The 26,224-nt window shown below is 39.6% G+C and carries 22 protein-coding genes and 1 pseudogene; 19 read left to right on the forward strand and 4 right to left on the reverse strand.

Features of this window, described 5'->3' with window-relative positions:
- Nucleotides 1-140 precede the first annotated feature (140 nt).
- Together ACTW1R_RS02435 and ACTW1R_RS02440 are read right to left on the reverse strand one after the other, a co-directional pair.
- Nucleotides 141-581 carry a hypothetical protein gene (locus ACTW1R_RS02435; protein ID WP_118215584.1) on the reverse strand — a complete coding sequence of 147 codons (441 nt, stop codon included), beginning with the start codon at nt 579-581 and terminating at the stop codon, nt 141-143.
- A gap of 414 nt (nt 582-995) precedes the next feature.
- Nucleotides 996-1,316, reverse strand: coding sequence for a helix-turn-helix domain-containing protein (locus ACTW1R_RS02440; protein ID WP_015508925.1), 321 nt, complete (start codon nt 1,314-1,316; stop codon nt 996-998).
- A 243-nt stretch (nt 1,317-1,559) separates the two neighbouring features.
- On the opposite strand from ACTW1R_RS02440, the gene ACTW1R_RS02445 reads away from it, so the two are divergent.
- Genes ACTW1R_RS02445 through ACTW1R_RS02455 form a run of 3 tightly spaced genes read left to right on the forward strand, consistent with a single transcriptional unit; the run spans nt 1,560 to nt 5,067 of the window.
- On the forward strand, nt 1,560-2,744 hold the full coding sequence (locus ACTW1R_RS02445) for a hypothetical protein (RefSeq protein WP_271815034.1): 1,185 nt from the start codon (nt 1,560-1,562) through the stop codon (nt 2,742-2,744).
- Between the two features lie 19 nt (nt 2,745-2,763).
- Nucleotides 2,764-3,978: a hypothetical protein gene (locus tag ACTW1R_RS02450; RefSeq protein ID WP_271815035.1), complete on the forward strand. Its 1,215-nt coding sequence runs from the start codon at nt 2,764-2,766 to the stop codon at nt 3,976-3,978.
- Between the two features lie 12 nt (nt 3,979-3,990).
- On the forward strand, nt 3,991-5,067 hold the full coding sequence (locus ACTW1R_RS02455; protein ID WP_271815037.1) for a hypothetical protein: 1,077 nt from the start codon (nt 3,991-3,993) through the stop codon (nt 5,065-5,067).
- Nucleotides 5,068-5,512: 445 nt separating this feature from the next.
- Here ACTW1R_RS02455 and ACTW1R_RS02460 read toward each other — a convergent pair whose 3' ends face one another.
- Nucleotides 5,513-6,823: a PTS sugar transporter subunit IIC gene (locus ACTW1R_RS02460; protein ID WP_270290082.1), complete on the reverse strand. Its 1,311-nt coding sequence runs from the start codon at nt 6,821-6,823 to the stop codon at nt 5,513-5,515.
- Between the two features lie 11 nt (nt 6,824-6,834).
- A complete protein-coding gene (locus ACTW1R_RS02465) occupies nt 6,835-7,452 on the reverse strand; it encodes an AAA family ATPase (RefSeq protein WP_005227458.1) in 618 nt (205 codons plus the stop codon).
- A gap of 38 nt (nt 7,453-7,490) precedes the next feature.
- Here ACTW1R_RS02465 and ACTW1R_RS02470 point away from each other — a divergent pair, with 38 nt between their 5' ends.
- The 16 genes and pseudogenes from ACTW1R_RS02470 (at nt 7,491) to ACTW1R_RS02545 (ending at nt 26,052) form a co-directional block, all read left to right on the forward strand.
- On the forward strand, nt 7,491-8,183 hold the full coding sequence (locus ACTW1R_RS02470; protein WP_005227461.1) for a MurR/RpiR family transcriptional regulator: 693 nt from the start codon (nt 7,491-7,493) through the stop codon (nt 8,181-8,183).
- A 609-nt stretch (nt 8,184-8,792) separates the two neighbouring features.
- Nucleotides 8,793-9,614: a PRD domain-containing protein gene (locus tag ACTW1R_RS02475; RefSeq protein WP_061053730.1), complete on the forward strand. Its 822-nt coding sequence runs from the start codon at nt 8,793-8,795 to the stop codon at nt 9,612-9,614.
- A 111-nt stretch (nt 9,615-9,725) separates the two neighbouring features.
- Nucleotides 9,726-10,490, forward strand: coding sequence for a carbohydrate deacetylase (locus ACTW1R_RS02480; protein WP_086293961.1), 765 nt, complete (start codon nt 9,726-9,728; stop codon nt 10,488-10,490).
- 18 nt (nt 10,491-10,508) lie between these two features.
- Nucleotides 10,509-11,924 carry a PTS transporter subunit EIIC gene (locus ACTW1R_RS02485; protein ID WP_086293962.1) on the forward strand — a complete coding sequence of 472 codons (1,416 nt, stop codon included), beginning with the start codon at nt 10,509-10,511 and terminating at the stop codon, nt 11,922-11,924.
- A 16-nt stretch (nt 11,925-11,940) separates the two neighbouring features.
- Nucleotides 11,941-13,266, forward strand: coding sequence for a family 4 glycosyl hydrolase (locus ACTW1R_RS02490; protein WP_086293963.1), 1,326 nt, complete (start codon nt 11,941-11,943; stop codon nt 13,264-13,266).
- Between the two features lie 12 nt (nt 13,267-13,278).
- Nucleotides 13,279-13,737: a PTS glucose transporter subunit IIA gene (locus tag ACTW1R_RS02495; RefSeq protein ID WP_086293964.1), complete on the forward strand. Its 459-nt coding sequence runs from the start codon at nt 13,279-13,281 to the stop codon at nt 13,735-13,737.
- A gap of 61 nt (nt 13,738-13,798) precedes the next feature.
- Nucleotides 13,799-14,656, forward strand: a complete 858-nt coding sequence (locus tag ACTW1R_RS02500; protein ID WP_489927384.1) for a GRP family sugar transporter — start codon at nt 13,799-13,801, stop codon at nt 14,654-14,656.
- A 197-nt stretch (nt 14,657-14,853) separates the two neighbouring features.
- On the forward strand, nt 14,854-15,282 hold the full coding sequence (locus ACTW1R_RS02505) for a GIY-YIG nuclease family protein (RefSeq protein ID WP_242596004.1): 429 nt from the start codon (nt 14,854-14,856) through the stop codon (nt 15,280-15,282).
- A 144-nt stretch (nt 15,283-15,426) separates the two neighbouring features.
- Nucleotides 15,427-16,463 (forward strand): annotated as a pseudogene (locus tag ACTW1R_RS02510) (DNA/RNA helicase domain-containing protein).
- Complete coding sequence (locus ACTW1R_RS02515; protein ID WP_086293966.1) at nt 16,426-16,761, forward strand: nucleotide pyrophosphohydrolase; 336 nt, start codon at nt 16,426-16,428, stop codon at nt 16,759-16,761. Before ACTW1R_RS02510 ends, ACTW1R_RS02515 begins: the two are co-directional and overlap by 38 nt.
- A 481-nt stretch (nt 16,762-17,242) precedes the next feature.
- Nucleotides 17,243-17,986, forward strand: coding sequence for a hypothetical protein (locus tag ACTW1R_RS02520; RefSeq protein WP_167822129.1), 744 nt, complete (start codon nt 17,243-17,245; stop codon nt 17,984-17,986).
- A gap of 707 nt (nt 17,987-18,693) precedes the next feature.
- Nucleotides 18,694-19,974 (forward strand): PTS cellobiose transporter subunit IIC, encoded by a 1,281-nt coding sequence (gene celB, locus ACTW1R_RS02525; protein ID WP_195265273.1) that lies wholly within the window; start codon nt 18,694-18,696, stop codon nt 19,972-19,974.
- Between the two features lies 1 nt (nt 19,975).
- On the forward strand, nt 19,976-20,875 hold the full coding sequence (locus ACTW1R_RS02530; protein WP_271815042.1) for a DUF7916 family protein: 900 nt from the start codon (nt 19,976-19,978) through the stop codon (nt 20,873-20,875).
- 297 nt (nt 20,876-21,172) lie between these two features.
- Entirely contained in the window at nt 21,173-21,754 is a 582-nt protein-coding gene (locus ACTW1R_RS02535; protein ID WP_271815043.1) for a GNAT family N-acetyltransferase, read from the forward strand.
- A gap of 343 nt (nt 21,755-22,097) precedes the next feature.
- Nucleotides 22,098-24,335 (forward strand): excinuclease ABC subunit UvrA, encoded by a 2,238-nt coding sequence (locus ACTW1R_RS02540; RefSeq protein WP_271815044.1) that lies wholly within the window; start codon nt 22,098-22,100, stop codon nt 24,333-24,335.
- A 241-nt stretch (nt 24,336-24,576) separates the two neighbouring features.
- The gene (locus ACTW1R_RS02545) at nt 24,577-26,052 is read left to right on the forward strand and encodes an AcpB/EbpR/MafR family transcriptional regulator (RefSeq protein WP_087626874.1); all 1,476 of its coding nucleotides are present in this window, start codon (nt 24,577-24,579) and stop codon (nt 26,050-26,052) included.
- The last annotated feature ends 172 nt before the right edge of the window (nt 26,053-26,224 follow it).

Raw genomic sequence — 26,224 nt, forward strand, 5'->3', positions numbered from 1 at the left:
ATCACGAGAAATCTTGAAAGGACAATCCAAACTATAAAGTTTGAGCAAGCTTAGATAGATAGCTTATATACCAAAACAGCCAAACTAAAAAGCTAGAAATCATTCAATGCGATGATTCCTAGCTTTTCCTATTTTCTTAACTACCGACCATTAACCGCTGCTGCAAACACTAGGTAATTGGCAAAATCCCCAATGCGTTTGCGGTGTTGGTTGATGTCTTGTCTTGTGCGCTTTTCTCGGTGTTCTTGCAAAAATAATAAAGAGGTCCATGTTTGGCTATCCCATTGATTCAATTGAAAGACTCGTTCGAGAAAGATAAATTGATCGATAATCGTGTTATGAAGGGTGGTACGCTCTGCATCGATCGCTCGTTTTTCATCTTGTGAAAAACTATGCCACTGTGCCCGGATCGTTGTGTATCGCAGTGCTGCTTGCAAAATACTTTGCCAGGCGTCTTGAAAATCAGTATCAGTGATCGTGCCATTTTTCAAAATTGCTTCGTGGATCGTCTGCATTTCGTCAAAGGTTAAAGCTTCGGGCTGTTCCAAATAGCTCTTGTAAGTTACTTCTGTCTGAGTCATTTAATCACTCCTAAATGTCTTTGTTTTAACTAGTGTACTATAACAAGGAGCGCAGTGCACCCGTCGTTATCGATTGGCGAAACGATTCAGGTGTAAGGCAGGTGCTGGCAGACCGACCGCTATATCTTTATATCCAACCCTTTTTTTGCTGACTGTGGTGTTTAGCAAAGTAGCGGTATAGGAGGTTTCTTCGAGAGAAATTCTGATCGAAAAACACACGAATAAAAAAGCATCTTGACGTGACTTGACAGAAGGGTTAAAATTAATTTAACAAAAAATTTTATTAGATTACGAAATTAATTCATCGCCTTGTGAGGTATTTATTTTTAAAATTCAATCAGGTATGATAGCTTTAGCCCCGAGGGTTAAGGCTTTTTTTATTCAAAAAAAAGAATTGGTGGGCAGACCAATTCTTTACGGCTCAGAAAGTTTTACGATCTCTTTTGCGATGGAGGTCAATTTCTCTTTATTGGGTGACTTTTGAATCAAATCGACAATCTTAACTAACTCGGGGTTATCGGATTCGAGTTCTAAAAAACCAAAAAACTGAGCAGGTGTCATCTGTAATCCTTTGATGATTTTCTCAAGTGTATTGAGGGTGATATTGATTTCGTTGCGTTCCACTCGCCCTAAGTAGGTGTCATCAATTTCTGAGGTACGAGAGAGGTCCGCTAGCGTCATCTTTTTGGCGGTACGATAATGACGAATTTGGCTGGCAACCATTTCATTCAGCACAAGAGCCACCTCCTTATAGATTAATCATAGAGGTTACGGATGGAAAAAATCAGATGACAAATGTATTTTTGGTGTATAAAATAATACATATATGTATTATATAGGGTTGTAAAAGAATAAATAAGCAGTATTTAAAAAACAAATGATGACTCATCTTCTGGAGAGGAGGATTGGGAAAGGGGATTCTCCGAAACGATCAAGCAAAAGGCAGGAAAAGAAATTTATTAAGAGGAGTTAGGGAAAATGAAAAAGAAACTAGTGATTGGTACAGTGGTTCTCTTGTTGGCGGCAGTTGGTGGCTTTGTTTATTGGAATCAGTCGCAAGAAACAGCCCTGCAAGAAACGAAGGCTCAGGCAACGCAACAGTACAACAAAATCAATGAGGCTATCAAAAAGGATGACTATGAAACAGCACGCCAAGAAATCAATGAGCTAGCTGATTTAGGACAGGAGGATCAAGTCCCAAAATACCTCGAACAAGTCGATCTGATGGCTAAAGCCAAAGAACTGACAGATGATTTTGAACTGACGAAAGCTGGAAATACATTGGAAAAATTAGGGGAGCAAGAGGAACTATTAGCAGCAATTCAGGAAAAACAAGCCGAGTTAACTAGTGAATTGGCAGAAAAAACGAATGAAATTGCGGAGGCAAAAAAGCGCTTAGACGAAGGGATTGCATTGTCGGAGAAAAAGGATTATCAGGCTGCGAATGATCTTTTAAAGGAGTTAACGGAAATTGAAGCCAAGGGGGAGTATCGCGAGCTGACGACCAAAGCTACCGATCAAATAAATAAGAACCAACAAGCGCTGGAAAAAGCCGAAGCAGAACGAGAAGAAGCCAAAAAAGCTGCTGCGCTAACCGAAGAAGAGGCGTTAGAAATTGTAAAAATGAACTTACCAGATCTCTTTGATTATGGACAGTCTTGGGCAAGTACGGATTCTGACGAAGCAAATACATTTGCTTTCAGTGGAGTGAATAACGGGCCGTTTCGTTCCATTTTAGTGGTCAAGCCAATCAATGATCAGCAAGTTTTTGTGACCGAAACAAGATTATCAAACGGTGGCGAAGACCAAGTGTCAGAATACACCTTTGATCGCATCGGTCCAGTTACTCCTATTAGTGAGCCCGTTGCAGAACAAGAGGATCCGCTCAGTTTAGCTCATCCACAAAAGTTTTTCGATGCTTATGCCTCTTTTACCGCAAAAGGAATCAATGTTATGCCAGCAAATCGCGGTACAGCGGTGTACACGGAGGAAATGATTGCTGCTTCAGGCTACAGCGCAGAACGTTTTTATCAACTAGAAGCAGGAATCGATGATTACTTTTGGCATCTTTGGAGTGAGGGAGAACTTTCGGAAGAACAAGTAAGGGAGCTTAGTCTTCAAGCAAAAAACAAACTGCTGAATGGCGATTACGCAGGCTACTAAAGAAATTGGAGGAGAAATGATGAGAAACTATTGGTTGGGGAAACAAAGAAAAGACACCGTCTATGCAGAGAGCAATGATGGCTTATTCATGCAGATTGTGGGGGCAATTTTGCTCTTTGTGTTTTTTGTTTTTGGTAAGGGATTCACTCTGGCTTATGAAAAATTAAAAGTGTACCGTTTATTTCAGCCAAAACTTTTGATACCGTTGGCGTGCCTTTTTATGATCATCAATACGATCGTCGATTGGTTCTTGCATATGAATTGGGTGATGGATCCATCTGGCGCTATGTATTGGACGATTTTAGAAGGCATTCAAATCGCTTGTTTTTGCTTCATCGGATTCGTGTTGTATCTACCAACAAGAAAAAGCTTACCGATTTTCCTTGTTAGTATAGGCTTACTGTTTGTGACGAGTGTGATCCGACCGTTTTTAGGAAACTTGATTTTTACGCTTATCCAGCTCGTCTCTATTTTTATCCTTTATCTTTGGGAGTTAGCTTATCAAGAACAATTTTTCCAAAAGCGATCACTGGCGACGATTCAACGTACAGCGATGAGGTTTGAAAAGGAAGAAGAGGAATTTTTAGAGGAGAGAATGCTAGAAGAAGAGAATCCAGCTAAGCTCAAGGTTGGCTTTACTCGATTCATTTGGGTCAATGAATCGTTTTGTCTAACGTTTATTATCCTGTTCCTTTTGAGCGTAGGTCAACTAATCGCGCTGCTAAGCGGCGACAGCTTAAGACCCCTTTTTACTACTACAAATCTTGTCTATATTACTTTCTTATCTCTTTTATTTTATCCCTATGTGATGGGGCTATTCAGTCGGGTCAAGCCATTATTTCTCTTTTTATCAAAAACAGAATTGTCAAAGATTGCAGAATCCTTTGAAGCGCTCAAGCATTCAAATGAAAAAGAAATTTTTTCTTATCGAAAAAATCAGCGTCGCGTGCTAAAGTCCTTCAATAGTGTTCGTTCAATAAGAAAAAATGTCAGAATTGGGAATACCTACCAAGATATCCAAGTAGACGTTCCCGTAGAAGAGCAAAGAGTCGTGAATCAGAGCTATTATGAAAAGGATAACCACCAAAGTATGTTCAAGCTGATCAAACTCGTTGGACAGATGCTGCTGATCCTACCGATTCGTTTGATGCTCTTTTATTTTTCACCAATCATTTTTAGTGTCTTTTTTATTATTACGATGCTAGCTGAAAAAAGTCCAGTGAACGAAAAGTAAGGGGTAGCTATGATGGAAGAATTTGGCGTTTCATTTTTAAACAAAGATGTTGGTACGATGGATCGTAAAGAGCTAGTGAATTATTTGTCGATGTATTTAAGCAATGCCCTAAATTATAAGGAAGTCGTTAAGGCAAAAGAAAGAAAAAAGCAAGCGATTCTAGCAGAGGCGGAGAGTACTCTTCGGGCAACTGAGGAGAACTACAAAAAATATGCATCTTTAGAGCTAAATAAATCACAACGAGAAGTCTGGCCCCAAATCACTGCGCTAATGGAAAAGATAGAGCAACAGGAGCCATATCCAGTCAAACGGCTATTGCTGCTAGTAACGGGGATAACTGGCGTCATCTTCATCGCACTCAATTACCTCATAAAAATCTGGGTAGACTTTGAAATGAGGCGCTTTGGTGAAAGAGTGGCGCTATTTGATAGAAGTCCTGAAACAGCAGGGGCATGGTTTCGCATGGATCTCGTTCGGCTGATTTTCAATTGGTGGGAGTCCAACTACGCTGTTGCTTTTATTGTCCTTGTGGTTGCAATCATTCTTTTTATAAAAGTGCGTGAAGGTGCCAAAGTAAAGCGCCTTGAGCAGAAAATAGTAAAATTGAGTGAAGAGGCAGCCGAAGCGGATCAAAAGCGGGTGGCAGGAAGAAACTTAGAGGAAGAATTTGGTTTAGCGGAAAAACGGCAAGAGATTGATGAATGTCGAAATCATGCGCTGGATCAACTAGAGGAATTGACCTTGGTACCGATTACGCAGTCATTGTCTACCCACGATCAATTAAGACCAGTCCTTCCTCCTTCCATGCAAACAGATGATTTGGATACTTTAAAACGCTTAAGCTATATCTACCAGATTCTGGAAGATCAGCGAGCAAGCAGCTGGGAGCATGCCTTTCAGATTCTAAGAGAAGAGGAGCGCCACCAAGAAAACTCAGAACTGATGAAAAAAGGCTTTTTGATGCTCAATGACCGACTAATGGAAGCAGACAATCAGCTGGCAAATTTGAATGCAATGACGGCAAAAAATAATCAGCAAACCAAAGAATTGCTTCATGAGATAAAAAGGTTGCCGGTCGTGTTTTATTAGAACGAGGGGTAGCGAGTGTTGGACAGGGAAAATAGTTTGCTACTAGTTCGAACACTATGCAGGAATCCTGACAATAAGCAACGATTCCTTGTTTTTCAGAACGTTCTCCTACTAGACGTCCCTTGTCAGAAAAAGATCTTTTCCCGCAGACGACTATCCAAAAAGAATAGGAAAAAAGTGTATATACTAAATTAGATTGAAATAATGAGTTATTCATATAGCATATCGTCCTCTAAGTGATTTATTTTATTGTGATTTAATCATACTAATGAACGATATGCTTTTTATACTAGAATGAAAATGGGACTGAAGAATCAATTCTGATTCATCTGTCCCATGAATTATAGAGTCATTTCTATCGGTCCTAAGTTTATAAACGCTGAGAGACACTTAGCTGGATTCCTATCAATTAGTACTAAAAATTCAGTATAATTTCAGTTATTCCTTATAGACTTTCTAGCTTATCATCTATTATTTTTATTCTATTATTTTCCATTATTTTAAAGAATGGATAGTAAATAAAAATGCTGACCAAGATAAGTACGAAGCAGAAAAGAATATTACGCCAATCCATACTAGAAAGATAGGCTTGCGCAAAGAAAGGTGTGAATGAGGGATCAATTATAAATCCTAATCCAATCCATCCAAATTGCTGAGCGAAATAAGTTAATAATAAAGAGACAATAGGTGTACATAAAAATGGAATTGCTAAAATAGGATTGAAGACGATCGGCAATCCAAAGATGACTGGTTCATTGATGGAGCAGATTCCAGGGATTAATGATAATTTTCCTATCGTACGATATTCTGGAACTCTACTTCGCATCATTAGTAACACTAATCCCAAGGTTCCACCAGCTCCGCCAAGAACGGAAACACGGAACATTTGAAGGTTCATCAAGTGGGTCATCGTCTCATTATTTGTCATTTGTTCAGCATTTAAGCCAGTTTGGGCGATTCCTAACGTGAAGACGATTGGGAAGATAATTGATGAGCCGTTAATACCAAACATCCACAAGATATTCCCTAAAGTTACAATAAATAAAAAACCTCCTAAACTGCCAGCAATGTTTGTTGCAGGCGTTAGTAATTGCATTATTGCTTCTGGGAAAATTGTATTTGTTGTCGATAAGACAATTAGATTGGCTCCATAAAAAATAATGATGTTAGTAAGTAGTGGCACCAACATATTGATGAAGGTTGAGACCATTGGTGGGACAGTATCTGGAAGTTTCAGCTTGATATTTTTTATTTCAAAAGTGCGATTCACCTCTACAACAAGCAAACCGATGATAATTGCAACGAAAAGGCCATTCGTACCTAAAAAATCTAGTGAAATCATTCCATCTTTCACAGGAGTGCAAACCGTTAGAAAAATGACTACTGCTATCATTCCGTTCATGGATGCATTGAATTTATATTCATGAGCAAGTGAGAAGGCAATACCAAAAACACTGATCAAACCGATGATACCCATCGTCAAATTATAAGGCGCAGTAATTACATCATAATTTGCTACTGCAAAATATTTCCAACCGGCCATGAATTGCATGAAGTAATTTGCTGTTTCTGGGTTGTAACGGTCAATATTTATAGGTGGATTGGCAAAAATCAGAAAAAAAGAACCGATAACAATAAAAGGCAGACTGAACATCATCCCACTGGATATAGCTTTCAAATGACGTTGATTTCCAATTTTAGCTGCTAATGGACTCAGTATTTCATTAAGCTTTATAACAAGTGCAGAATTTTCCATACTATTTCCTCCTATACTTGCCAAGGGTTGAAAGCAAAAGCACTTGGCACGACACGTTCTGGATCATATTTCTCAATTATTTTTTCATATTGTTCTTTGTAATTATTATCAATATCGGCTTGAGGAATTACTTTACTTGCTTCATATAAAAAATGTTCGGACCCTCGCCCCATTTCTTGCCCACGAGTGGTGTGTTTATCCAAAGCAATATCTGGTATTTCTGGAATATAGCCCATAGCGAAGCTCTTTATAACGATATTTTTGAGTAAATCGGATGAACGATCCTTTTCAGAATCACATAAGTAACGTATTGCATGGAAGAAATACATTGCACGGTCTGATTCATTATACTGGAATTCTCTACGCATCATGTTCAAATTATTAATCATGATGGCAGCTAAAGGATTACCCATTCCTACATCTTCTACACTAATTGCCAATAAGCGTCGCCATAATTTTTCTTCAAATTGTGGCGAGGTAATGTACATTTCATATGCAAACTCGCAAGCATCTTTTTCCTTTCCACGGCGAATCGATTTCTGTAGTGCAGAAATAACTTCATCTCCTCGCAGCCCGTTACGTGTGGTCATCTTTGCCCATGGATCTTGAATGAATTTACTTTCTGTCATGATATAATACTCCTAACTAAAAATTTGAGGTGGATCTTATGGATATTGAAATGCTTATTGACAAATATCAGTTGAACAATTCAGAAGCTGATGTCTTAAGATTTATGTGGAAAAATCGTCAGTCATTAAAAAACTTAGGTATTCGAGATGTTGCCAAAGTTTCTTATGTTTCTACTGCTACAATTATACAAATGGCTAAAAAAATTGGCTTTACAGGATATAGTGAATTAGTCTTTTCGTTAGGCAATCAACGGCACAGTATGACCTTGCCTAAAATCTTTTCAGACAAAGAAAAAGAGACATTTATTCGTCTGATGTCTGATTACCGAGATAGACGAATGATGATCCTTGGATCAGGATTTTCTCAAAATATAGCAAATTATTTTTCTGAAGCTCTTAATCTACATGGTTTTCGTGCGACTGCCAATAGTCATCTTGAATTCTTGAGAGAAAATGTTCAAAGCGATATCCTGCTTTTTATTATCTCAAATTCAGGGGATACTGTTCGTTTAGCTGAATTAGCTAAAGTTGCGAACGACCATCATATTGATTTGATTGCTTTTGTTGGTGAAAAGAATTCAAAGATAGGCAACTTGGCGACGTTAACAATCAGTACAGAAACATATACACCAAAAAGAATATCAGATTATCAACCCAATCTTTTTTTTGGAACAACATTAAATCAATTTGAAATCTTACTGAGTGAAGCATTATTAGCTATTTTTAGCTAGAAGAAAGATGTGGCCACTGTTTCTTCATTCATTAGTATAAATGGTTTCAAAACGAATGTAAGTGTTCTCTCGATATTAAAAACATGTTTTGAAATTTAAAAACTTGTTTAAAAATCATACTCTCAACTTTTAAATCAGCAAAGCTTCATTTCATTGTTCTCGCTAGTTTTAATCATTATTCGTATTTTAATTATAAGATTGGTGAAGTAGTTTGAAATAAAATAAGAGATTTTTATGTTAAAAAAGGAACCCTAAGTGCTATGTAAGTGAAATAGAAATATTTCTATACATTTTTTGTTCTAACTGTTCATTAAAATATTTATAAAAGAGCGATTGTTTTCTCTTTTTTGAATAAAAGAGAATCAATATAATTGATTGAGCAATTCTTGTCACTCTCAATAATTATTCAAAAAAATAAATTCACCCTTGATACCGGTTTCATAGTATGCTAAACTGTGTCCATAAGTGATAGGGTGCTACTATTAAATTAGGCACGACCGAAGAAAGGGTTCTTTCTTTGGTCGTTTTTTATTGTTTGAAAACAACTCGATAGTTTCAGAAAAATAGTTCTTCTAATTTTGAAGAACTATGCGGAAAGGGGGACAATCAATGTTTGTGGTAAAAAAACTGAATCATAATGCCGTTTTGATTGATGATGATGGAGTTGAAAAAATAGCAATGGGGAAAGGTCTTGGGTTTTCAGCGGTAGTCAATCAGCCATTTGATCCAGTGTTTGCAGATAAAATTTTCACATTGGATTCAAAAGAAAAAACAAAGCGATTTAGTGAGATCGCTGCACAAATCCCGATTGAATTTATTGAGTTTACTGAAGAGATGATTCAACTGATTTCCACTAGGATCAGCTCTCCATTAGATTCCAATATCTATATTACATTGACAGATCATATGTATTTTGCCGTTCAAAGAAAAAGAGAAGACAGTCATGTAACTGCCATTATGCTACCAGAAATGAAACTTCTTTATCCAACCGAATATGATACAGCTGTCGAGGTAGTTGAACGGATCAATCACCAGTATCAAACGGAATTGGGTGCAAATGAGGTCGGATTTATCACGATGCACATTATAAATGCGGAATTAGGTGAGCCCAATAGCTTGAACAGTTTGAAAATATTAGAAATGACGACAACGATCTTGAGCTATTTAGAAAAATCTTATTTAGAAAACTTTGATAAAGAATCACTGACATATCATCGCTTAATGATCCATATCAAGTTCTTAGTCAAGCGTTTGATTTATAACGAAGCCTCTCCAGAAGAAAATTTTGGCTTTTTTACGGAAACTTTTAAGAGCAGCGAAGCATACCAAGCAGCTTTAAAAATCAAGGAGATCATAGAAAACCAGTTTCAGCTGGCGGTTCAAGAGAATGAAGTTATTTATTTAGCCATTCATTTAGCACGTATCTATTAAATAAGTGAATCTGGGCGTAACTAGTTGGTAGGCGCAACCGAATGAAACATAGCACACAAGCTATGCTCATTTGGTTGCGCTTTTTTATCGGAAAAAGAAAGGAAGAATGAAATGGGAAAAGTAATTTTTAATTCGGATGATTTTGGTTACAGCTATGGTGTTAACTATGGCATTTTAGATGCCTACCAGCGAGGGATCCTCACCTCGACAACATTGATGGCGAACATGCCTGGTTTTGAACATGCAGTGAAACTAAAAAAGGAGGTGCGGGGTCTAGGAGTAGGGGTTCATTTGACCCTAACATGCGGAAAACCACTTTTGGAAAACGTTGATAGTCTAACAGAAGGTGGCCGATTTAGACCGTTGAAGTTTTATCAGCAACCATTTGCTATTGACCAAGATCAGCTCTATCAAGAATGGAATGCTCAGATTCAAAAAGTATATCGAGCTGGGATCTTGCCTACGCACTTAGACAGCCATCACCATACGCATTCTTTTGGCAGCAATCAGGAAGTAGTGATTGCTTTAGCCAAAAAATATGATTTGCCCGTCAGAGGAAACTTTGAGCGAAGTGAAGAAGTGCGGCATGTCGATTATTTTGAGCCGTATTTTGATGACGTGGGAGAAAAAGAGGTGAAGAAAAGACAAATTAGTACGTCTATTGAAGCCTATTTGAAGGATTTGTATAAAAAGCTTCAAGGGAACCAAACGATCGAAGTCATGTGTCATACTGCTTATTTGGATCAGGAGTTATTAGAGGGGTCGAGTTTCATTTATCCTCGTTTGAAGCAGGTTGAATTTTTGATTCATTCGTCGTTTGCTCAGAAAGTAAAGAAAGATCCGTTGATTGAATTAACTACGTATAAAACAATTTAATATAGGAGGAATGTAATAATGACGAATTTTAAAGCAAATGTACAAAAGTTGGGGCGGGCAATGTTGTTGCCAGTTGCAGCAATGCCGCTAGCAGGATTGATCATGCGGCTATCAGCTGACGACATGTTGAATATTCCCGTTTTGGGAGCGGCCGGCAATGCAGTTTTCGGCAATTTGGATATCTTGTTTGCGATTGGGGTCGCAATTGGTTTTGCTAAAACCAAAGACAAAGGAATACCAGCACTTACTGGTTTCTTAGCAATAGCTACCTTGAAAAAAGGGTTGGAGATTATGAATCCAGCAGTAAGTATGGGTATTTTTGGGGGCATCATTTCCGGACTGATTGCCGCTTGGACTTATAACCGCTTTAAGGAACAAAAATTACCGATGGTTTTCTCTTATTTTGCGGGTGAAAAATTTCCTTTGACGATGGTAATGATTTTACAGACGATCTCAGCGGTTATTTTCGGTTTGGTTTGGCCGATCATACAAATGGGTATCGACAATTTTGCCAAAATGCTGGTTGACATGGGGGCACTCGGTGTTGGGATTTTTATGTTTTTAAATCGATTGTTGATTCCCTTTGGCTTGCATCACGTTTTGAACACCTATGTATATTACGATTTAGGAAGCTATACTTCGCCTAGCGGGGAAGTTTTCCGAGGAGAAATGACACGCTTTATTAATGGCGATCCGCAGGCAGGATTGTTTTTATCAGGTTTTTTTGTGGTGATGATGTTTGGAATACCAGCTATCTGTTTAGCGATTTACAAAGCAGCGTATAAAGAAAACAAAGAGATGGTTAAAGGAATCATGGGAAGCGGTGCTGCCACCTCGTTTATTGCCAATATTACAGAGCCTGTTGAATTCAGCTTTATGTTTCTCTCCCCCATGCTGTATGTGATCCATGCCTTTTTCGCTGGGCTAGCAGGGATCGTCTGTTACTTGTTTAATATACGAATTGGTTTCACTTTCGGAGCATGTATTGTAGATTATCTTATTAATTTCCGAATCGCGACAAATGCTATTCTGATCCTTCCAATCGGGCTCGTATTTTTCGCCTTGTATTACTTTACCTTTTATTATTTGATTAAAGCGAGAAATATCCAGACATTGGGCCGAGAAACTGCGACAGAATTTGGGGAAGAAATATCTCTAGAGGAAACAGAGTTGGGATTGGCGAGCAAAAATTATGAATACATGGCAAAAAAAATGCTCCAAGCGTTTGGCGGGAAAAACAATATTTTGGATGCATACAGCTGCAACACACGCTTGCGTGTTGAAGTTGCTGATTCTTCAGTAGTTGAGGAACAAAGAATCAAGCAATTAGGCGTGAGCGGGATTATCAAGCCAACTGAAAAAAACTATCAAGTGATCATTGGGTTAGAAGTGACATATGTAATGGCTGAATTTGATAAATTATTGGAACAATAGAAAGGAAGAAAATAGGATGAAAAAACAAATCATTACCATCGCTGGAGGCGGAAGTACTTATACACCAGGAATTGTTCAGGCTATTTTAAATAATGCACAACGTTTACCGTTAGCTGAAATCCGTTTGTATGATATTGATGCAGAACGAAATGCAGATATGTACTTGATTATTCAGTTTATGCTGAAAAAAGAGGGCTTTTCAGATGTTCAGATCATTTCAACAGAAGATCCTAAGCATGCGTTTACTGGCTGTGATTTTGTATTCTCACAGATTCGTGTTGGCGGAATGAAAATGAGAGAAAAAGACGAAAAAATCCCCTTGAATCATGGGCTAGTTGGACAAGAAACTTGTGGATTAGGCGGTTTTGCGTACGGCATGCGTTCAATGAAAGGATTGCTAGAGATCGTCGGTTATGTGCAAGACTATGCACCTGAAGCATGGATCTTGAATTATACAAATCCAGAATCGATCGTCTCTGAAGCGGTTCGCAGAACGTACCCAAATGCGAAAATGATCAATGCATGCGACATGACCATTTCGATCGAAGAAACGATTGCCGTCAACTATGGATACAACCGTGAAAATTGGATACCGACATATTATGGGTTAAATCATTTTGGTTGGTATACCTCTATCTATGATAAAGAGTTAAAACGAGAAATCATGCCGGAAATTATTGAAAAGCTGACAACACAAGAAATGCAGGTTGCTGACTTTAATGCAGGGGATAAAACTTGGCAAGAAGCGTTTCAAATGATGTCAGTCATCACGAGAAATTTTCCAAACAATATCCCTAACAATTACTTAGAGTATTATTTGTATCCAGATATGGTTGTAGAGCACACAGACAAAAAATACACGCGAGCAAATATGGTGATGGATGGCCGTGAGAAAAATACCAAAGAAATGGCAGATAAAATCCGACGCGGAGAGAAAGAAGATGTCTTAAATTTTAACTTTGGTGAGCATGGACAATACATTGTGGATATGGCGACATCTTTATTAAATGATGAACGGCGCCGATTTATGCTGATCGTGCCCAATCAAGGAGCGATTCCTAATCTGCGTTCGGATGCCGTAGTTGAGGTGCCTGCATACGTGGGAGCAACGGGAGTGGAGCCGATTGCACTGAGAGAACCAATTTGTGATTTTCACAAGGGATTAATGGAGGCGCAAGTGGCTGCTGAAAAGCTCCTTGTTGATGCTTACTTTGAAGAGTCTTATCAAAAAGCATTGCAGGCATTCACATTGAATCAGACCGTTCCGAATGCGCGAGTGGCTAAAAAAATCTTAGATGAAATGATTGAGGCAAATAAAGAATATTGGCCTGAATTAAAGTAGAGGTGATAGAACGTGCTCTTTTTTAAAGAAAAAAAAGTGTTGAGAGCTGTGGCAAAAGGTCAAATTATTCCTTTGGCAGCTGTAAAAGACCAAGTGTTTTCCTCGAAAATGATGGGGGAGGGCTATGCAATCATCGGTCATGACGGTCATGTCCATTCTCCCGTTGAAGGAATGATCGAAAATATTTTTCCAACGTATCATGCAATAACAATTGGCAGTAAATCAGGAGAGAAAGTTTTGATCCATATGGGGATTGATACGGTTGAACTAAAAGGGGCACCTTTTTCTATTCACGTCACCATCGGTCAGAAAGTGCATTGTGGTACTTTATTAGCTGAGATGGATTTGCAGCAACTGGTTGAAGCAAAAAAAGATGCAGCTATCATCGTTGTTTCACCTGATCTTTCGAAAGGAAAACTGCTGAAAACAAATCAACAAGTATCGATACAAGACGATTGCTATCAATTTTAAAAACGCAAGAAAAGGCTGAGTTTTTCGCTCAGTCTTTTCTTAAGCGTATATTATAGGAGAAATGATGATATTCTTTTATTTTTTACCAGCGATAGGCTGGGGTGTCATGCCGCTTATTGCGAAGCTGACTCGAGCCAAACCAATTAATCAGTTAGTTGGAACGACAACTGCTGCTGTGTCAGTCAGCTTGTTATTTACTTTTCTTATAAAACCAGAATTTACGAATATTTCCGTCATGATCGCATTTATTTCTGGATGTTTTTGGGCGATTGGACAATACTTCCAATTTTACTCGTTTCAATTTTTACCGGTATCAGAAGCGATACCTATTTCTAATGGTACTCAACTAATAGGGACAACCTTTGTTGCCGCCTTCTTTTTCCAAGAGTGGACAAATGTTTCCATGTGGCTGATTGGCAGCGGAGGAATATCTCTGATTGTACTTGGTATATGGCTGACGTCATGGAAAGAGAAACAAACATTAGAGAATCAAAAGCGGACAAACCGAAAAGCAGTTGCTTTTTTGTTGCTTTCCTCTGCGGCTTTAACCGTATATGTAGTTTTGCCGCAGGCATTTCAAGTAAGCGGCTCAGATATATTATTTCCGCAAGCAATAGGTATGTGGAGTGCATCAGCTGTTTTTGCTTTTTCTAAACAAAGAGAAATTGATTGGCAGCAAATCAGAAAAAATATTAGTACGGGCATTGCATGGAGTATGGCGAACATTAGTCTATTTTTAATGATTCCAATGCTAGGGGTAGCGAAGAGTTTCACTTTTTCACAATTTGCTGTTTTGATTTCCATGTATGGCGGATTGTTGGTTTTCAAGCAGAAGAAAAAGCGTAAAGAATTTCTTTTATTGAGTTTGGGGGGAGCTTGCATACTTGGAGGAATATTGCTGATTGGTTTCATCAAGTGATTTTGAAAAAGGATTGGCGAACAAGATTTTTCAGTGCTCTTCATCCGTCAAATGCTTTAAGAACAAAGATCACAATGCTATACTAGAATCAATAGTATTCGATTCCTTTGTATTGTAAACATGTATTTTATGTGAAAGCATTCTCAATACATCATTATGTATAAATAAAAATCAAGCGAACAACGGAGAAATAATTGATGACCAACCAACTAATCATAGAAGATCATCATTTCAAGAAAGGTGAGCTATCTAGCATAATGACGGCATATATCGATCAGTACCCAGTCGTTTACATACTCTACAACCGAAATGAAAAGAAAAGACCTGTTGCGTACATTGGTCAAACGGTTCAAGTGAACAAACGGTTGAAGCAGCACTTGAATAACTCTAAGCGCAGAGAAATTAAAGAAGTACTGCTGATTGGTCATGAAAAATTCAATCAATCAGCGACCTACAATATCGAAACCAATTTGATCAATCACTTCATTGGGGATGAGCAGTTTCAGTTGCAAAATGTCAGTCAAACAAGACAGGTACAGATGCATCAGTATTATGAAAAAGAGTATTATGATGAAGTGGTCTTCCAAGAGTTATGGGAAGAATTGCAAAGGCGTCAATTGGCGTAGCACTCAATCGATATGATTCGCAACAAAGATGTATATAAATTATCCCCTTTTAAAGAACTGACGCCAGAACAGTTAGATATAAAACTTGAAATCATTGAGTACTGTAAACAAGCGATTCAGCAGGATGAAACACAAAAAGTCTCGATGATTGAAGGAGAAGCTGGAACGGGAAAGAGCGTCTTATTAGCATCTCTCTATAACACCCTTCAAGACTATACAAAATCAGAGCCTGTATTCAAAGGCACCGATAACTATTTGTTGGTCAACCATTCAGAAATGTTAAAAACCTATCATACAGTGGCAGAAAGTTTGCTAAATTTAAAAAAGAATCATATGTTAAAGCCAACTTCCTTTATTAATAAAACAGATAATCAGAAGTTGCACCCAGACATCGTTATTGTGGATGAGGCCCATTTCCTTTTAACGAAGAAAGACAGCTATAACAGTTTTCACTATGAAAACCAACTAGAAGAGATTATCAAGCGAGCAAAAATTACGATTTGTATTTTTGATCCGAAACAAGTATTGAAAATCAAAAGTTACTAGGATCAGGACAAACTGGATCAGTTTCAGAAAAGGTACAATGCTTCTCGTTTTAAGCTAAAAGATCAATTAAGAATGAAAAGTAGTCCCCAAATTATTCAATGGATCGATGATATCGTAGAAAAACGTGTAACACCGATTCCAGAATCAACAGCATCTTTTGAGCTTCAGATTATGGAAACCCATGATGCGTTGAAGAATAAAATTTTTTCTCTCGATAAAAAGGAAGGTCTGTCACGGATCATCTCAACATTCGATTATGTTCATAAGAAAGACGGAGCTTCTTATCTTGTAGATCCTGGTGGGATCAACCTGCCCTGGAATACGACCGATACGAAGCGAACATGGGCGGAGCGACCAGATACGATCCAGAGACCGACCAGCTTGTCATCGATATCGATAAATACGAGGACAAAGGGGCGTTTACGGGACGTGACGATATGAACCAAGAATTGACGAAGAAAGCCAAAGAAACGATCATCCTTAATTCATTGAATGTATTAATGAAACGAGCAATCAAAGGGCTTTACATCTATGCAATCAATCCTAATCTGCGCCAAAAGCTCTTAACCCTACAAAACGAAAGGAGCCAGTCCTACCATGCAAAACCACCCCTCTCCAATGGAACGGATCAATAAATTCCGAGATGATCGCAATTGGCGACAATTTCATAATGAAAAAGATCTAGCTATTTCTATCTCCATCGAAGCCGCCGAATTGTTGGAGATTTTTCAATGGAAAACACCTGAAGAAGCCACTCAAGATTTCGAACATCTAAAAGAAGAAATTGCTGATGTTCTGATTTATTCCTATATGCTGGCAGACAATTTGGGTCTTGATATTGATGAGATCATCAAAGAAAAGTTGGAAAAAAACAACATGAAGTATCCGGTGAAAGAAAGTAAAGATTCGAAAAAGAAGTATAATGAATTGTAACAAAAAGAAGCAAGGACGCTGCAAGTTCTTGCTTCTTTTTTTTGATGGAACAGGAGCAACAACGGCTTTCTGAATTCATCAGTGATTGGTTACGAACGTCAAAAATCTGTCATAATTGAGAAAGTTGAAGATAACTTCAAATTGGTTACATTTTTTCGGAAATTTGAAGTTAACTTCAAATAAGCGCAATTTTTTATAAAAATGAAGTTAGACCTAGTGTCTGCTAGAGCAAAAACAAGATTATCCTATCCGAAAACGAAGACAAGATCATCGGTAAAAAATCGGCAACAATGAAGGTCATTTTCTATGAAAAATATTTCTCCCCAAAAACCTAAAAAACCTATTGCCCCCCAAGCTCACTTACTGTATAGTAAACAAGAATATTTCATGAAAATAACCAAAAATAACTAATTAAAAAGAATTTTTTATTGAAAATTGCGATTAAACGATGCCGAAAACGGAATGTAAGAAGGAGAAAACTATGACGTATCTAACAAACAATCTTGTGAATTGCATGATCACTTTAGGGTTTATCTTCATCCATCTATCTTCAAATGTTATCTCATCCAGAAAACTAAACGTGCAATACATGAGCTCCTTTGCCGCTGGTGTAGGGATCTCCTATGCGATCGTTCATCTATTGCCCCATTTGGCGTATTTTCAAACGGTGTTGATCGATGAATTTGGCTGGAATTCGGGGATTTTTTATAGTCATGGGGTCTATGGCATCGTTTTGTTTGGCTTAGTCTTCAGTTACGTGATCTACAAAATCGATGAGCGAACGTTTATGGTGTTAGAAAAGAAAGACATCACCAGTGCCAAAAACGCCTTTTTTTGGTCGGATATCGCTTTTCATGTGATCTACAATATCATGATCGGCTATATCGTGATTGCCAATACGCTATCAGAGCGTTTTTACATTTTGACCTACTTTATTGCCTTTGGTTTGCACTTTCTCATGAACGATTGGCTGCTCTATCATCATCATGGTGCCCTCTATAACAAATATGGCCGCTTTGTGCTTTCCTTCAGTATTTTCGCGGGAGCTGCGTTCTCCCTCTTTGTTTCATTGCCCTACTATTTGGTGGTCATCATTGAAGCCTTGATCACCGGCGCTTTGCTGGTGAATATCATCAAATTTGAGTTACCCAATGAAGGAGAAGGCAGTATTCGTGGGCTATTGGTAGGCACGATCTGCTCTGGAATTTTGTTTGTATTCGTCTAGCGCGAAAAGGAGGACTGAATCATGGATGATTCGGTCCTCCTTTTTTTATAAATACGCAAAGCAATTACTATTTTCTGTTTCAATCGAACAAATCACAATAGTTTTTTATTTTTTTGACCATTATTTACAATTTTGTTGCAATGTTCGCTTGCTTTTCCCAAAAACATTCTATAAAATGTAAGCGAATAGAAACCAAAAAAATAGGCACCTCGTATCTCTGCGCCAACAGATTTACGAGGCCCTGATCAGTCACTTCTCTAAACAGGATGACCAATCAAGTTGCCATAGTTGATCGCCAAAGGCATCAACGTGTTTATTGTACCCGATTTTCTTGTCGATTTCTAGTAGATTCAGGCAGGTTTTTGGGCAAAAACCGTGGGATGCTGGACGCTTATTTTGCTATGCCAAAGGCATTGGACAATCTTGTCCAATGCCTTTTTTGTCGTTTGAAACAGTTCATGCGCAGGATCGTTTGCGGCAAATAACAGGTGTGAAGATCAGTTGAGGACAGTCGCATGGAAAATAGGCAGTCATAGTTGAGAAATCCAATGCCATGCGTTCTTACTGTGTTCATAGAAATAGCGTTCTGGCGATCAGCACTTCAATCCTAGGTTCTTGAAGGTGGCAAGCCTTGGTTTCTATTCACACTTCGAAAAGATACCTGAGCGCACTCTTTCAGCGTTCTTTTAAGGTTAAGGAGGAAGCTTATGAAGGATTCGTTAAAGAAATTTATGGAAGAAAAAATGCTGCCATGGGGAATGAAAATTGGCGGTGAAAAGCATCTAGTTGCCATCCGTGATGGACTTGTCACCACGATGCCTTTGATTATTATCGGTTCCATTTTTGTTATTTTATCTAACGTTCCATGGGAAGGCTTTAACCTATTTGTTACTAGTATTTTTGGCGGGGAATGGCGCAGCAAATTAGACTTTGTCGTACAAGTGACCTTTGGTGTGATGGCGCTGTTCAATTCCTTTGCTATTGCGTATAGTTTAGCAACCACTTACCGCGTCAGCGGTTTATCTGCCGGTGTATTGGCAGCTTCGGTTTTTCTTTTAGTCACTCCGATTGAAGATGGCGGCATTCAAATGTCGTATCTTGGTAGCCGCGGGCTGATCGTAGCAATCATCACCAGCCTGATCACGGCGGAGATCTTCCGACTATTTGTGCAAAAGAATATCGTGATCCGCATGCCAGAAAACGTTCCCCCGGCGGTCAGTCGCTCCTTTATTGCATTGATCCCCTCATTCTTTTGCCTCTCGCTTTTCTGGGTGATTCGTTTATTAGTGGAATCATTCGGCAACACGAATGTTCATGATCTGCTGTACAGTCTTGTGGGACAACCATTGTCGATCATTGGCGGAGGCTTTATAGGCGGACTGTTTGCCATCATGTTTACGTCATTGTTTTGGTCAGTGGGCATCCACGGTTGGGACTTGGTCTTGAGCGTCTTGCAGCCGACATGGATTCAAATGATCGATGAGAATCGAATCGCTTTTCAAAACGGCGAAACGATTCCGCATATCATCAATTATACCTTTATGAATACCTTTGTCTGGATTGGCGGTAGTGGGGTGATTTTGGGCTTAGCGATCTTGCTATTAGTCAGAAGTAAAAGCAAGTATTTAAAAGAGTTGGGGAAACTCGGATTTCCATCAACGGTTTTCAATGTCAATGAACCCATCATGTTTGGGTTGCCCGTTGTCATGAATCCATTGATTTTGTTCCCATATATTCTGACGCCGGTCGTTTGCTATATCATCTCTTATACGACAGTTGCCATGGGGATCGTCCAACCTGCCGTCGTTTTGGTTCCCTGGTCGATGCCGCCAATCATCGGCGGTTATCTAGCCACAGGCGGACATATTTCGGGGGCAATCTTACAACTGGTGAATCTGACGGTTTCTATCGCCATCTATTATCCATTCTTCAAAATGCTGGATAATCGGACATTAGCCAGTGAACTCGGTTCAGAAAGTGGGGCGTAAAATGAAGACAAAACGATTATTGAATTGCACGGCAGCTGATTTTAAATCATTTGATAAAGACCAACTATTGGAAAGTATCCGAGGAAGTGCGGGGCGGACGATCGTTGCAGAAAATGATGTCCAAATCGATCCAATGTCTAGAGGAATCACCAATGCTGAATTCGTCGCTGCATTTGGGGCGGATTTGATTTTACTGAACCTATTTGATTGCGGAAATGGCGCTATCAAAGGATTACCGACAACGGATGACCCCATTCGCTTTTTGCAATGCTTAACGGGGCGGCCTATTGGGGTCAATCTTGAGCCTGTCGACGATTGTGCGGAGCAGATGGAACAGCTGACAACTATCGCTACTGGGCGTTTGGCAACAAAGAAAAACATGGCTCGTGCAGAAGCACTTGGATTTGATTTTATCTGTCTGACAGGAAATCCTTCCACTGGCGTTTCAAATAAAGAGATTACAGCGGCAATCAAACAAGCAAGAGCCGTTTTCTCTGGGATCATTATTGCTGGAAAAATGCACGGAGCTGGTGTCAATGAACCCGTGTTAGATGAAGAAATTGCGTCTGCGTTCATTCAAGCTGGAGCCGATGTTATTCTTGTACCCATCGCGGGCACGATTCCTGGGCTGAGTGAACAACATATGAGTGATCTAGTGGCCTTTATCCACCAAAAAGAGAAGTTGGTCATGGGCACCATTGGCACTACACAGGAAGGTGCAGATAAAGGTACGATCCGTGCCTTGGCATTGACTAGCAAACGTGCCGGCTGCGACCTTCATCATATCGGAGATGCAGGTTTTTCTGGGACCGCTGATCCCGAGAACATCTTGCAACTATCCATCGCCATCAGAGGCAAGCGCCATACCTATCACCGAATGGCCGTCTCAGTGAATCGATAGGTGGAACAAATGAGCACATGCCTATGAAAGGCAAGAAGTGTTAGAAAAATTTTTCGTTGAATGTTGAATAATGAAGTAAGACCGAAACAGAGAGGAAGTCTGCTGTTTCGGTCTTGTTTATGTATGTAACCTACATAGTAAGTCTTTGAAAAATGAAAGAAAGCAATTGGTTTTTTGTTTTCCTAAACGAAATCTATATTTAATAAACGAATTGGCGAGCAGTTGTTTTCTAAAGTACCTTTGATTAAAATAGGCACAGCAGCTATCATATACTAACTAAGCAAAGGAGTATGCTACATGGTAATAGGCAACAAAGTCACTTTAACCCCTGCGGAAATCAAAGATAAAGAAGCGGTCTATCAATGGTGTTTTCACTCTGAAACCACAAAATATCATTCCGGACCACCTTCTTATCCTAATGCACCGATCGCCACTGAAGCAGAGTTTTTTGAGGACTATCAAGAGTATTACTTTACTGGTGCCCAACCGCAAGATGGCAGAGGCTTTTTGATTCTACATGCAGGTGAACCGATTGGCTTTATTAGCTACTCCTCATTTCATCTAAAAGACGGCATAGCAGAACTGGATATCTGGTTGAATCGGGAAATTCATTGCGGCAAAGGATTTGGCACCGATGCGATCGTCACCCTCGGTGATCATTTACATGAAACATTCGGCATTCAAAAATTGATGATGCGACCATCGAGAAAAAATAGTGCTGCAGTCAAATCTTACGAAAAGGCTGGTTTTACGCAATCTTCCCAAGACCTTGCTGACTATTTGTTGGAAGAGTATCTTGATTTATATGCCGAAGGGGATTATGGGGCAGAAGAAACGATGACATTGATCAAAACGTTTCCGTCAACTGCATTGAGCTGATCTATAACAGTCGGCTTCAAACGGTTAAAGGTTATTTCATGAAAACAGTCCATTTCACTTTGCAAGCAAGGGGAAATAGACTGTTTTTTTACCTTTTAGCAATTTAAGGTCATTCAAAATACTCGTTCTTCGCTCTGTCTTCTAACTTCGTTCGCACGCTAAATTCCTTCCTATGCAACAGTTATCGAAAAATCGCATAAGCCCCCACCATTGCTATTCCAGCATTCAGAACAAAACATAAAATAAACATAGTTTTTTTTCAAAATTCCGAGAAACAGCGAGAATGTTTGTGCTATAATGGTCGCTCACTGAAAAAATTCAACAGAATCTGGGAGGGTATAGCATGCAGGAATACATTACGATCCACAACGCCAGGCAGAACAATTTGAAGGGCTTTGACTTGAAGATTCCCAAAAGAAAAATCACGATTTTCACGGGTGTCTCTGGTTCAGGCAAGTCATCGATCGTCTTTGACACGATCGCACAAGAAGCTGGGCGACAGCTGAATGAGAACTTTTCGAAATTTGTCCGCAACTTTTTGCCAAAATATAGCCAGCCCGATGCGGATGCCATCGACAATCTTTCGATGGCGGTAGTAGTTGATCAAAGCCGTTTAGGCGGCAATTCCCGCTCCACATTAGGGACGATCACGGATATCAATCCCTTGATCCGCTTGCTTTTTTCTCGTCTTGGTCAACCGTATTTAGGTCCTGCATGGAATTTCTCTTTCAATGATCCTCATGGGATGTGTCCCACTTGCGAAGGGATTGGGCGCATCGTCGGCTTAGATTTAGAAAAGGCACTGGATCTTGAAAAGTCCTTAAACGAAGGGGCGATCCTGCTTCCTGGCTATAAAGTCGGCTCTTGGCTGCTGAAGTCTTTCACCAATACGGGCTTTTTTGACAATGACAAGCCATTGAAAGAATATAGCGAAGAAGAAATGAACCGCTTTTTGTATGCCCAAGGAGAAAAAATCGATTCCTTGTATATGGAAGGGATGAGTTCCACCTATGAAGGCTTAGTCGCTCGTTTTAATCGCTCCAATATCAAAGGTGGCAATGAAAGCTCCGCTGCTACCCAGAAGAAAATCGCTTCTTTCATGAATGAGCAGAAGTGTCCTGACTGTCAGGGAAAACGATTCAATCCACAAGTACTCGCGTGCAAAATCGCGGGCTATTCGATTGCGGACTTTTTGGCGATGCAAGTGGATGAACTATTGACGGCTCTTCAAGAAATCTCGGAGGAGAGTGTCCAACCACTGCTTCAAAACATCCAAGCGAGAATCACTGATCTAATCAATATCGGGTTGGATTATGTTTCCTTAGACCGTGAAACGACGACCCTTTCTGGTGGGGAAAGTCAGCGGGTAAAAATGGTCAAACACTTGTCTTCTAGCTTGAACGATGTGATCTACATTTTTGATGAACCGAGTATTGGGCTGCATCCAAGGGATGTCCATCGATTGAATGAATTGTTAGTCAAACTACGGGACAAAGGAAACACCGTCATCGTAGTGGAGCATGATCCAGATGTCATTAAAGCAGCTGACCATATTATCGATGTTGGTCCTAAAGCGGGGAAAAATGGCGGCTATATTACCTACGAAGGAACCTTTGAAGGATTGCTGCGCTCAGATACACTGACTGGCAAAGCATTTGGACAGATGGTGGACTTTAAAGAAGCACCTCGCCAGAGTCAGCAGGTTATCGTAACGAAAAAATCGACGCTGCATAACTTGAAAAATACAGCAATGCGGGTGCCATTAGGAGTATTTACAGTGGTGACCGGTGTTGCTGGTTCTGGAAAGAGCAGTTTAGTGAATGGGGTTTTTGCTAAAGAATACCCCGAAGCCATTACGATCGATCAATCAGCGGTGGCGGGAAATATCCGCTCCAATCCAGCGACCTATTCTGGGATCATGAATGACATTCGGAAGTTATTTTCCCAAGAAAACAAGGTCTCAGCAGGTCTTTTTTCCTACAATTCCGAAGGCGCCTGTGAAACGTGCAAAGGCCACGGTACCATCAAGATGGAACTGTCCTTTATGGATTCCGTCGAGGTTTTGTGTCAGGCCTGTGGCGGCAAACGGTTTAAAGAAGAAGTCTACCAGTATCGCTTGAAAGGCAAGTCGATCGATGAAGTCCTTGCCATGAGCATCACAGAAGCGGTGGAATTCTTTGAGGAAAAAGCGATTCAAAGAAAACTAAAACAGATTTTGGCTGTGGGACTAGGATACATGACCCTTGGACAGCCATTGAATACCTTGTCTGGTGGTGAATGCCAGCGACTGAAGTTAGCAAAAGAATTAAGCAAAAAAGGCAATATCTACATTATGGATGAACCAACAACCGGATTGCACATGGCAGACATCAAGAGCATTTTGGCGATCATCGAACGACTAGTGGAAAAAGGCAACACGGTGATCGTGATCGAACACAACCTTGAGGTCATGAAAGCAGCGGATTGGCTGATCGATGTCGGTGTTGATGGCGGGATTCGCGGTGGCGAAGTGTTGTACGAAGGGATTCCAGAAAAACTGATCGAGTGCCAGTCCTCGATTACAGCCCAGTATTTATTTTAATGAGAAAACCAAAAAAAGCCGCAAGCAGCTCTTTCATCGAGCGCTGCTTGCGGCTTTTTTCTTTTTCCTCCAGCAAAAAAGAATATGATAAGTCTAAAAAGTGAATTTCTCCTCGTTATTTTTTTCATTTTTAGTAGGTTTTTTGATTAAAAATATATAAATTTGAGTATATAATTACCAAATAGTGTGCTATTTATGTAATAGTATAGAAAAGAATTTCTTGAAAAAAGGAGTGGGATGAATGAGAGAGTTGCAATTGGCCTTCATCAGCAACCGTACGACTGCGCGCTTGTTTCGGCTGCTGAGTACGATTGAGCGAGACCGTGTGTTCACGATTGGCGACTTAGCAGAGCGCAATCAGGTGACGCAACGAACGATTGCCAATGATATCAAATACATGAAAGAATATTTTGGGGACAGTATTGCCCTCGTTTCGGGCAATAGCGGGTTTGTTTTCGAAGAGAAAAAGCCAGCAGACTATCAAAAAAGAAAGCAAAGCTTGTTAAAAAATGAATGCTTATTTGAAATTATCGGGAATATTTTCCATGGCAAACTATCTAAGGTGGATGAGCTGGCACATCATTATCATTTTTCAGAGAGTACGTTTCGGCGTCTACTCAATCAGCGAAACCCTATTTTAAAAAGCTATGGCTTGCAGTGGGCATCTAATCCCTTAACGATTGAAGGAAGTGAAGCCAACTTGCGTAAGTTTTTCAAAGATTTTTATTACGAAGGTGTGGAAACGATCTATACGTTGGTTCCAGATCAAGCCTTGCATGACTTGATCTTAGGTCAATTGGAGGACAAGTTCGGCTATTATGAAATCGGATCTGGGGCGACTCCCGCAGCGTTTTACTACACGTTTTATATTGCCATCAAGCGTGCGAGCCTCGGCTATCGTATCACTATGCCGAAAGAACTGGTTAGACAAGCGTATAAAGGGAACAGTTTTTCCAAGCTCTACGCACTGAAGGAAGGCATTGAAAAAATCTATCAGGTTCAGCTGCCCAAAGAAGAATTCGCTTGGATCTACTTAGTCACCTTGTGCAAGCGAACCTTGGATCAAGAAGAACGAGAGGAAAAATTTTACCAACAATTTCATCAAGGCGAAGCCATCACAACTGTGACGGACTTGTTTCTTAAAAACCATGAGGTGCCCCAAGCACAAGCCAAAACGGTTGCGACATTTTTACGTTCTTTCTTTTTATCGAGAAAAATTAACCATGCGATTGCGCCGGTTTTGAACAAGGAAATGGATGATATCAAAGAGGTGATCATGCGTTCCAACAGTGAGAGTTACCAAAAGAACTTACAATTTCTTAAGGAGCAGAGCAAAAAACTCTCCTTGTCTACTGCTTACTTAGAAGACATCTGTGTCAGTTTAACGATTTATAGCGAGCTGATTTTCGATTATTATGCACCAGCAAAAACCATTTATTTCCTCTTAGAAGGGGATCATTTTGTGTGCCAGCATATCCAAACAAGAGCGATCCAGCGATTTGGCAGCAAGCATAAATTGACGTTTGTTCAACTGCAATATTTAACAAAACATACGCTTAATGCTGCCCATATCGATTTGATCGTGACCAATTACAATCGCTACCTTGTTGATTATAAAGTCAAAACAGATTACTTATTGTTAAAATCTCTCCCGGATGATCGCGATTGGGAACACCTCGAAAGGAAAATAAATCCCCATCAAAAACCGCTCTTTTAAACCAATTGCTGTGCTGTTCACGCGTTTAAATAGGTATGTTATTTATTCATCTATTTCAGGTGTTTATGAAAATAATGATTTTCCTTTGAGAAACGACCACGCTATTCTTAGTTTAGTAAGCAACACGCGTGTCATACTTACAAATAGTTTGTCCCAATAACCTTCGTTTTTG

This window comes from Enterococcus sp. R12 (assembly GCF_058135755.1).

Coding starts and splice junctions, on each gene's coding strand:
- ACTW1R_RS02465 (WP_005227458.1), bottom strand. CDS start 7,452: ATGACAGAAAGTAAATTCATTCAAGATCCATGGGCAAAGATGACCACA.
- ACTW1R_RS02445 (WP_271815034.1), top strand. CDS start 1,560: ATGAAAAAGAAACTAGTGATTGGTACAGTGGTTCTCTTGTTGGCGGCA.
- ACTW1R_RS02520 (WP_167822129.1), top strand. CDS start 17,243: ATGACGTATCTAACAAACAATCTTGTGAATTGCATGATCACTTTAGGG.
- ACTW1R_RS02460 (WP_270290082.1), bottom strand. CDS start 6,823: ATGGAAAATTCTGCACTTGTTATAAAGCTTAATGAAATACTGAGTCCA.
- ACTW1R_RS02505 (WP_242596004.1), top strand. CDS start 14,854: ATGACCAACCAACTAATCATAGAAGATCATCATTTCAAGAAAGGTGAG.
- ACTW1R_RS02475 (WP_061053730.1), top strand. CDS start 8,793: ATGTTTGTGGTAAAAAAACTGAATCATAATGCCGTTTTGATTGATGAT.
- ACTW1R_RS02540 (WP_271815044.1), top strand. CDS start 22,098: ATGCAGGAATACATTACGATCCACAACGCCAGGCAGAACAATTTGAAG.
- ACTW1R_RS02500 (WP_489927384.1), top strand. CDS start 13,799: ATGATGATATTCTTTTATTTTTTACCAGCGATAGGCTGGGGTGTCATG.
- ACTW1R_RS02470 (WP_005227461.1), top strand. CDS start 7,491: ATGGATATTGAAATGCTTATTGACAAATATCAGTTGAACAATTCAGAA.
- ACTW1R_RS02545 (WP_087626874.1), top strand. CDS start 24,577: ATGAGAGAGTTGCAATTGGCCTTCATCAGCAACCGTACGACTGCGCGC.
- ACTW1R_RS02450 (WP_271815035.1), top strand. CDS start 2,764: ATGAGAAACTATTGGTTGGGGAAACAAAGAAAAGACACCGTCTATGCA.
- celB (WP_195265273.1), top strand. CDS start 18,694: ATGAAGGATTCGTTAAAGAAATTTATGGAAGAAAAAATGCTGCCATGG.
- ACTW1R_RS02535 (WP_271815043.1), top strand. CDS start 21,173: ATGGTAATAGGCAACAAAGTCACTTTAACCCCTGCGGAAATCAAAGAT.
- ACTW1R_RS02515 (WP_086293966.1), top strand. CDS start 16,426: ATGCAAAACCACCCCTCTCCAATGGAACGGATCAATAAATTCCGAGAT.
- ACTW1R_RS02435 (WP_118215584.1), bottom strand. CDS start 581: ATGACTCAGACAGAAGTAACTTACAAGAGCTATTTGGAACAGCCCGAA.
- ACTW1R_RS02490 (WP_086293963.1), top strand. CDS start 11,941: ATGAAAAAACAAATCATTACCATCGCTGGAGGCGGAAGTACTTATACA.
- ACTW1R_RS02455 (WP_271815037.1), top strand. CDS start 3,991: ATGGAAGAATTTGGCGTTTCATTTTTAAACAAAGATGTTGGTACGATG.
- ACTW1R_RS02530 (WP_271815042.1), top strand. CDS start 19,976: ATGAAGACAAAACGATTATTGAATTGCACGGCAGCTGATTTTAAATCA.
- ACTW1R_RS02480 (WP_086293961.1), top strand. CDS start 9,726: ATGGGAAAAGTAATTTTTAATTCGGATGATTTTGGTTACAGCTATGGT.
- ACTW1R_RS02485 (WP_086293962.1), top strand. CDS start 10,509: ATGACGAATTTTAAAGCAAATGTACAAAAGTTGGGGCGGGCAATGTTG.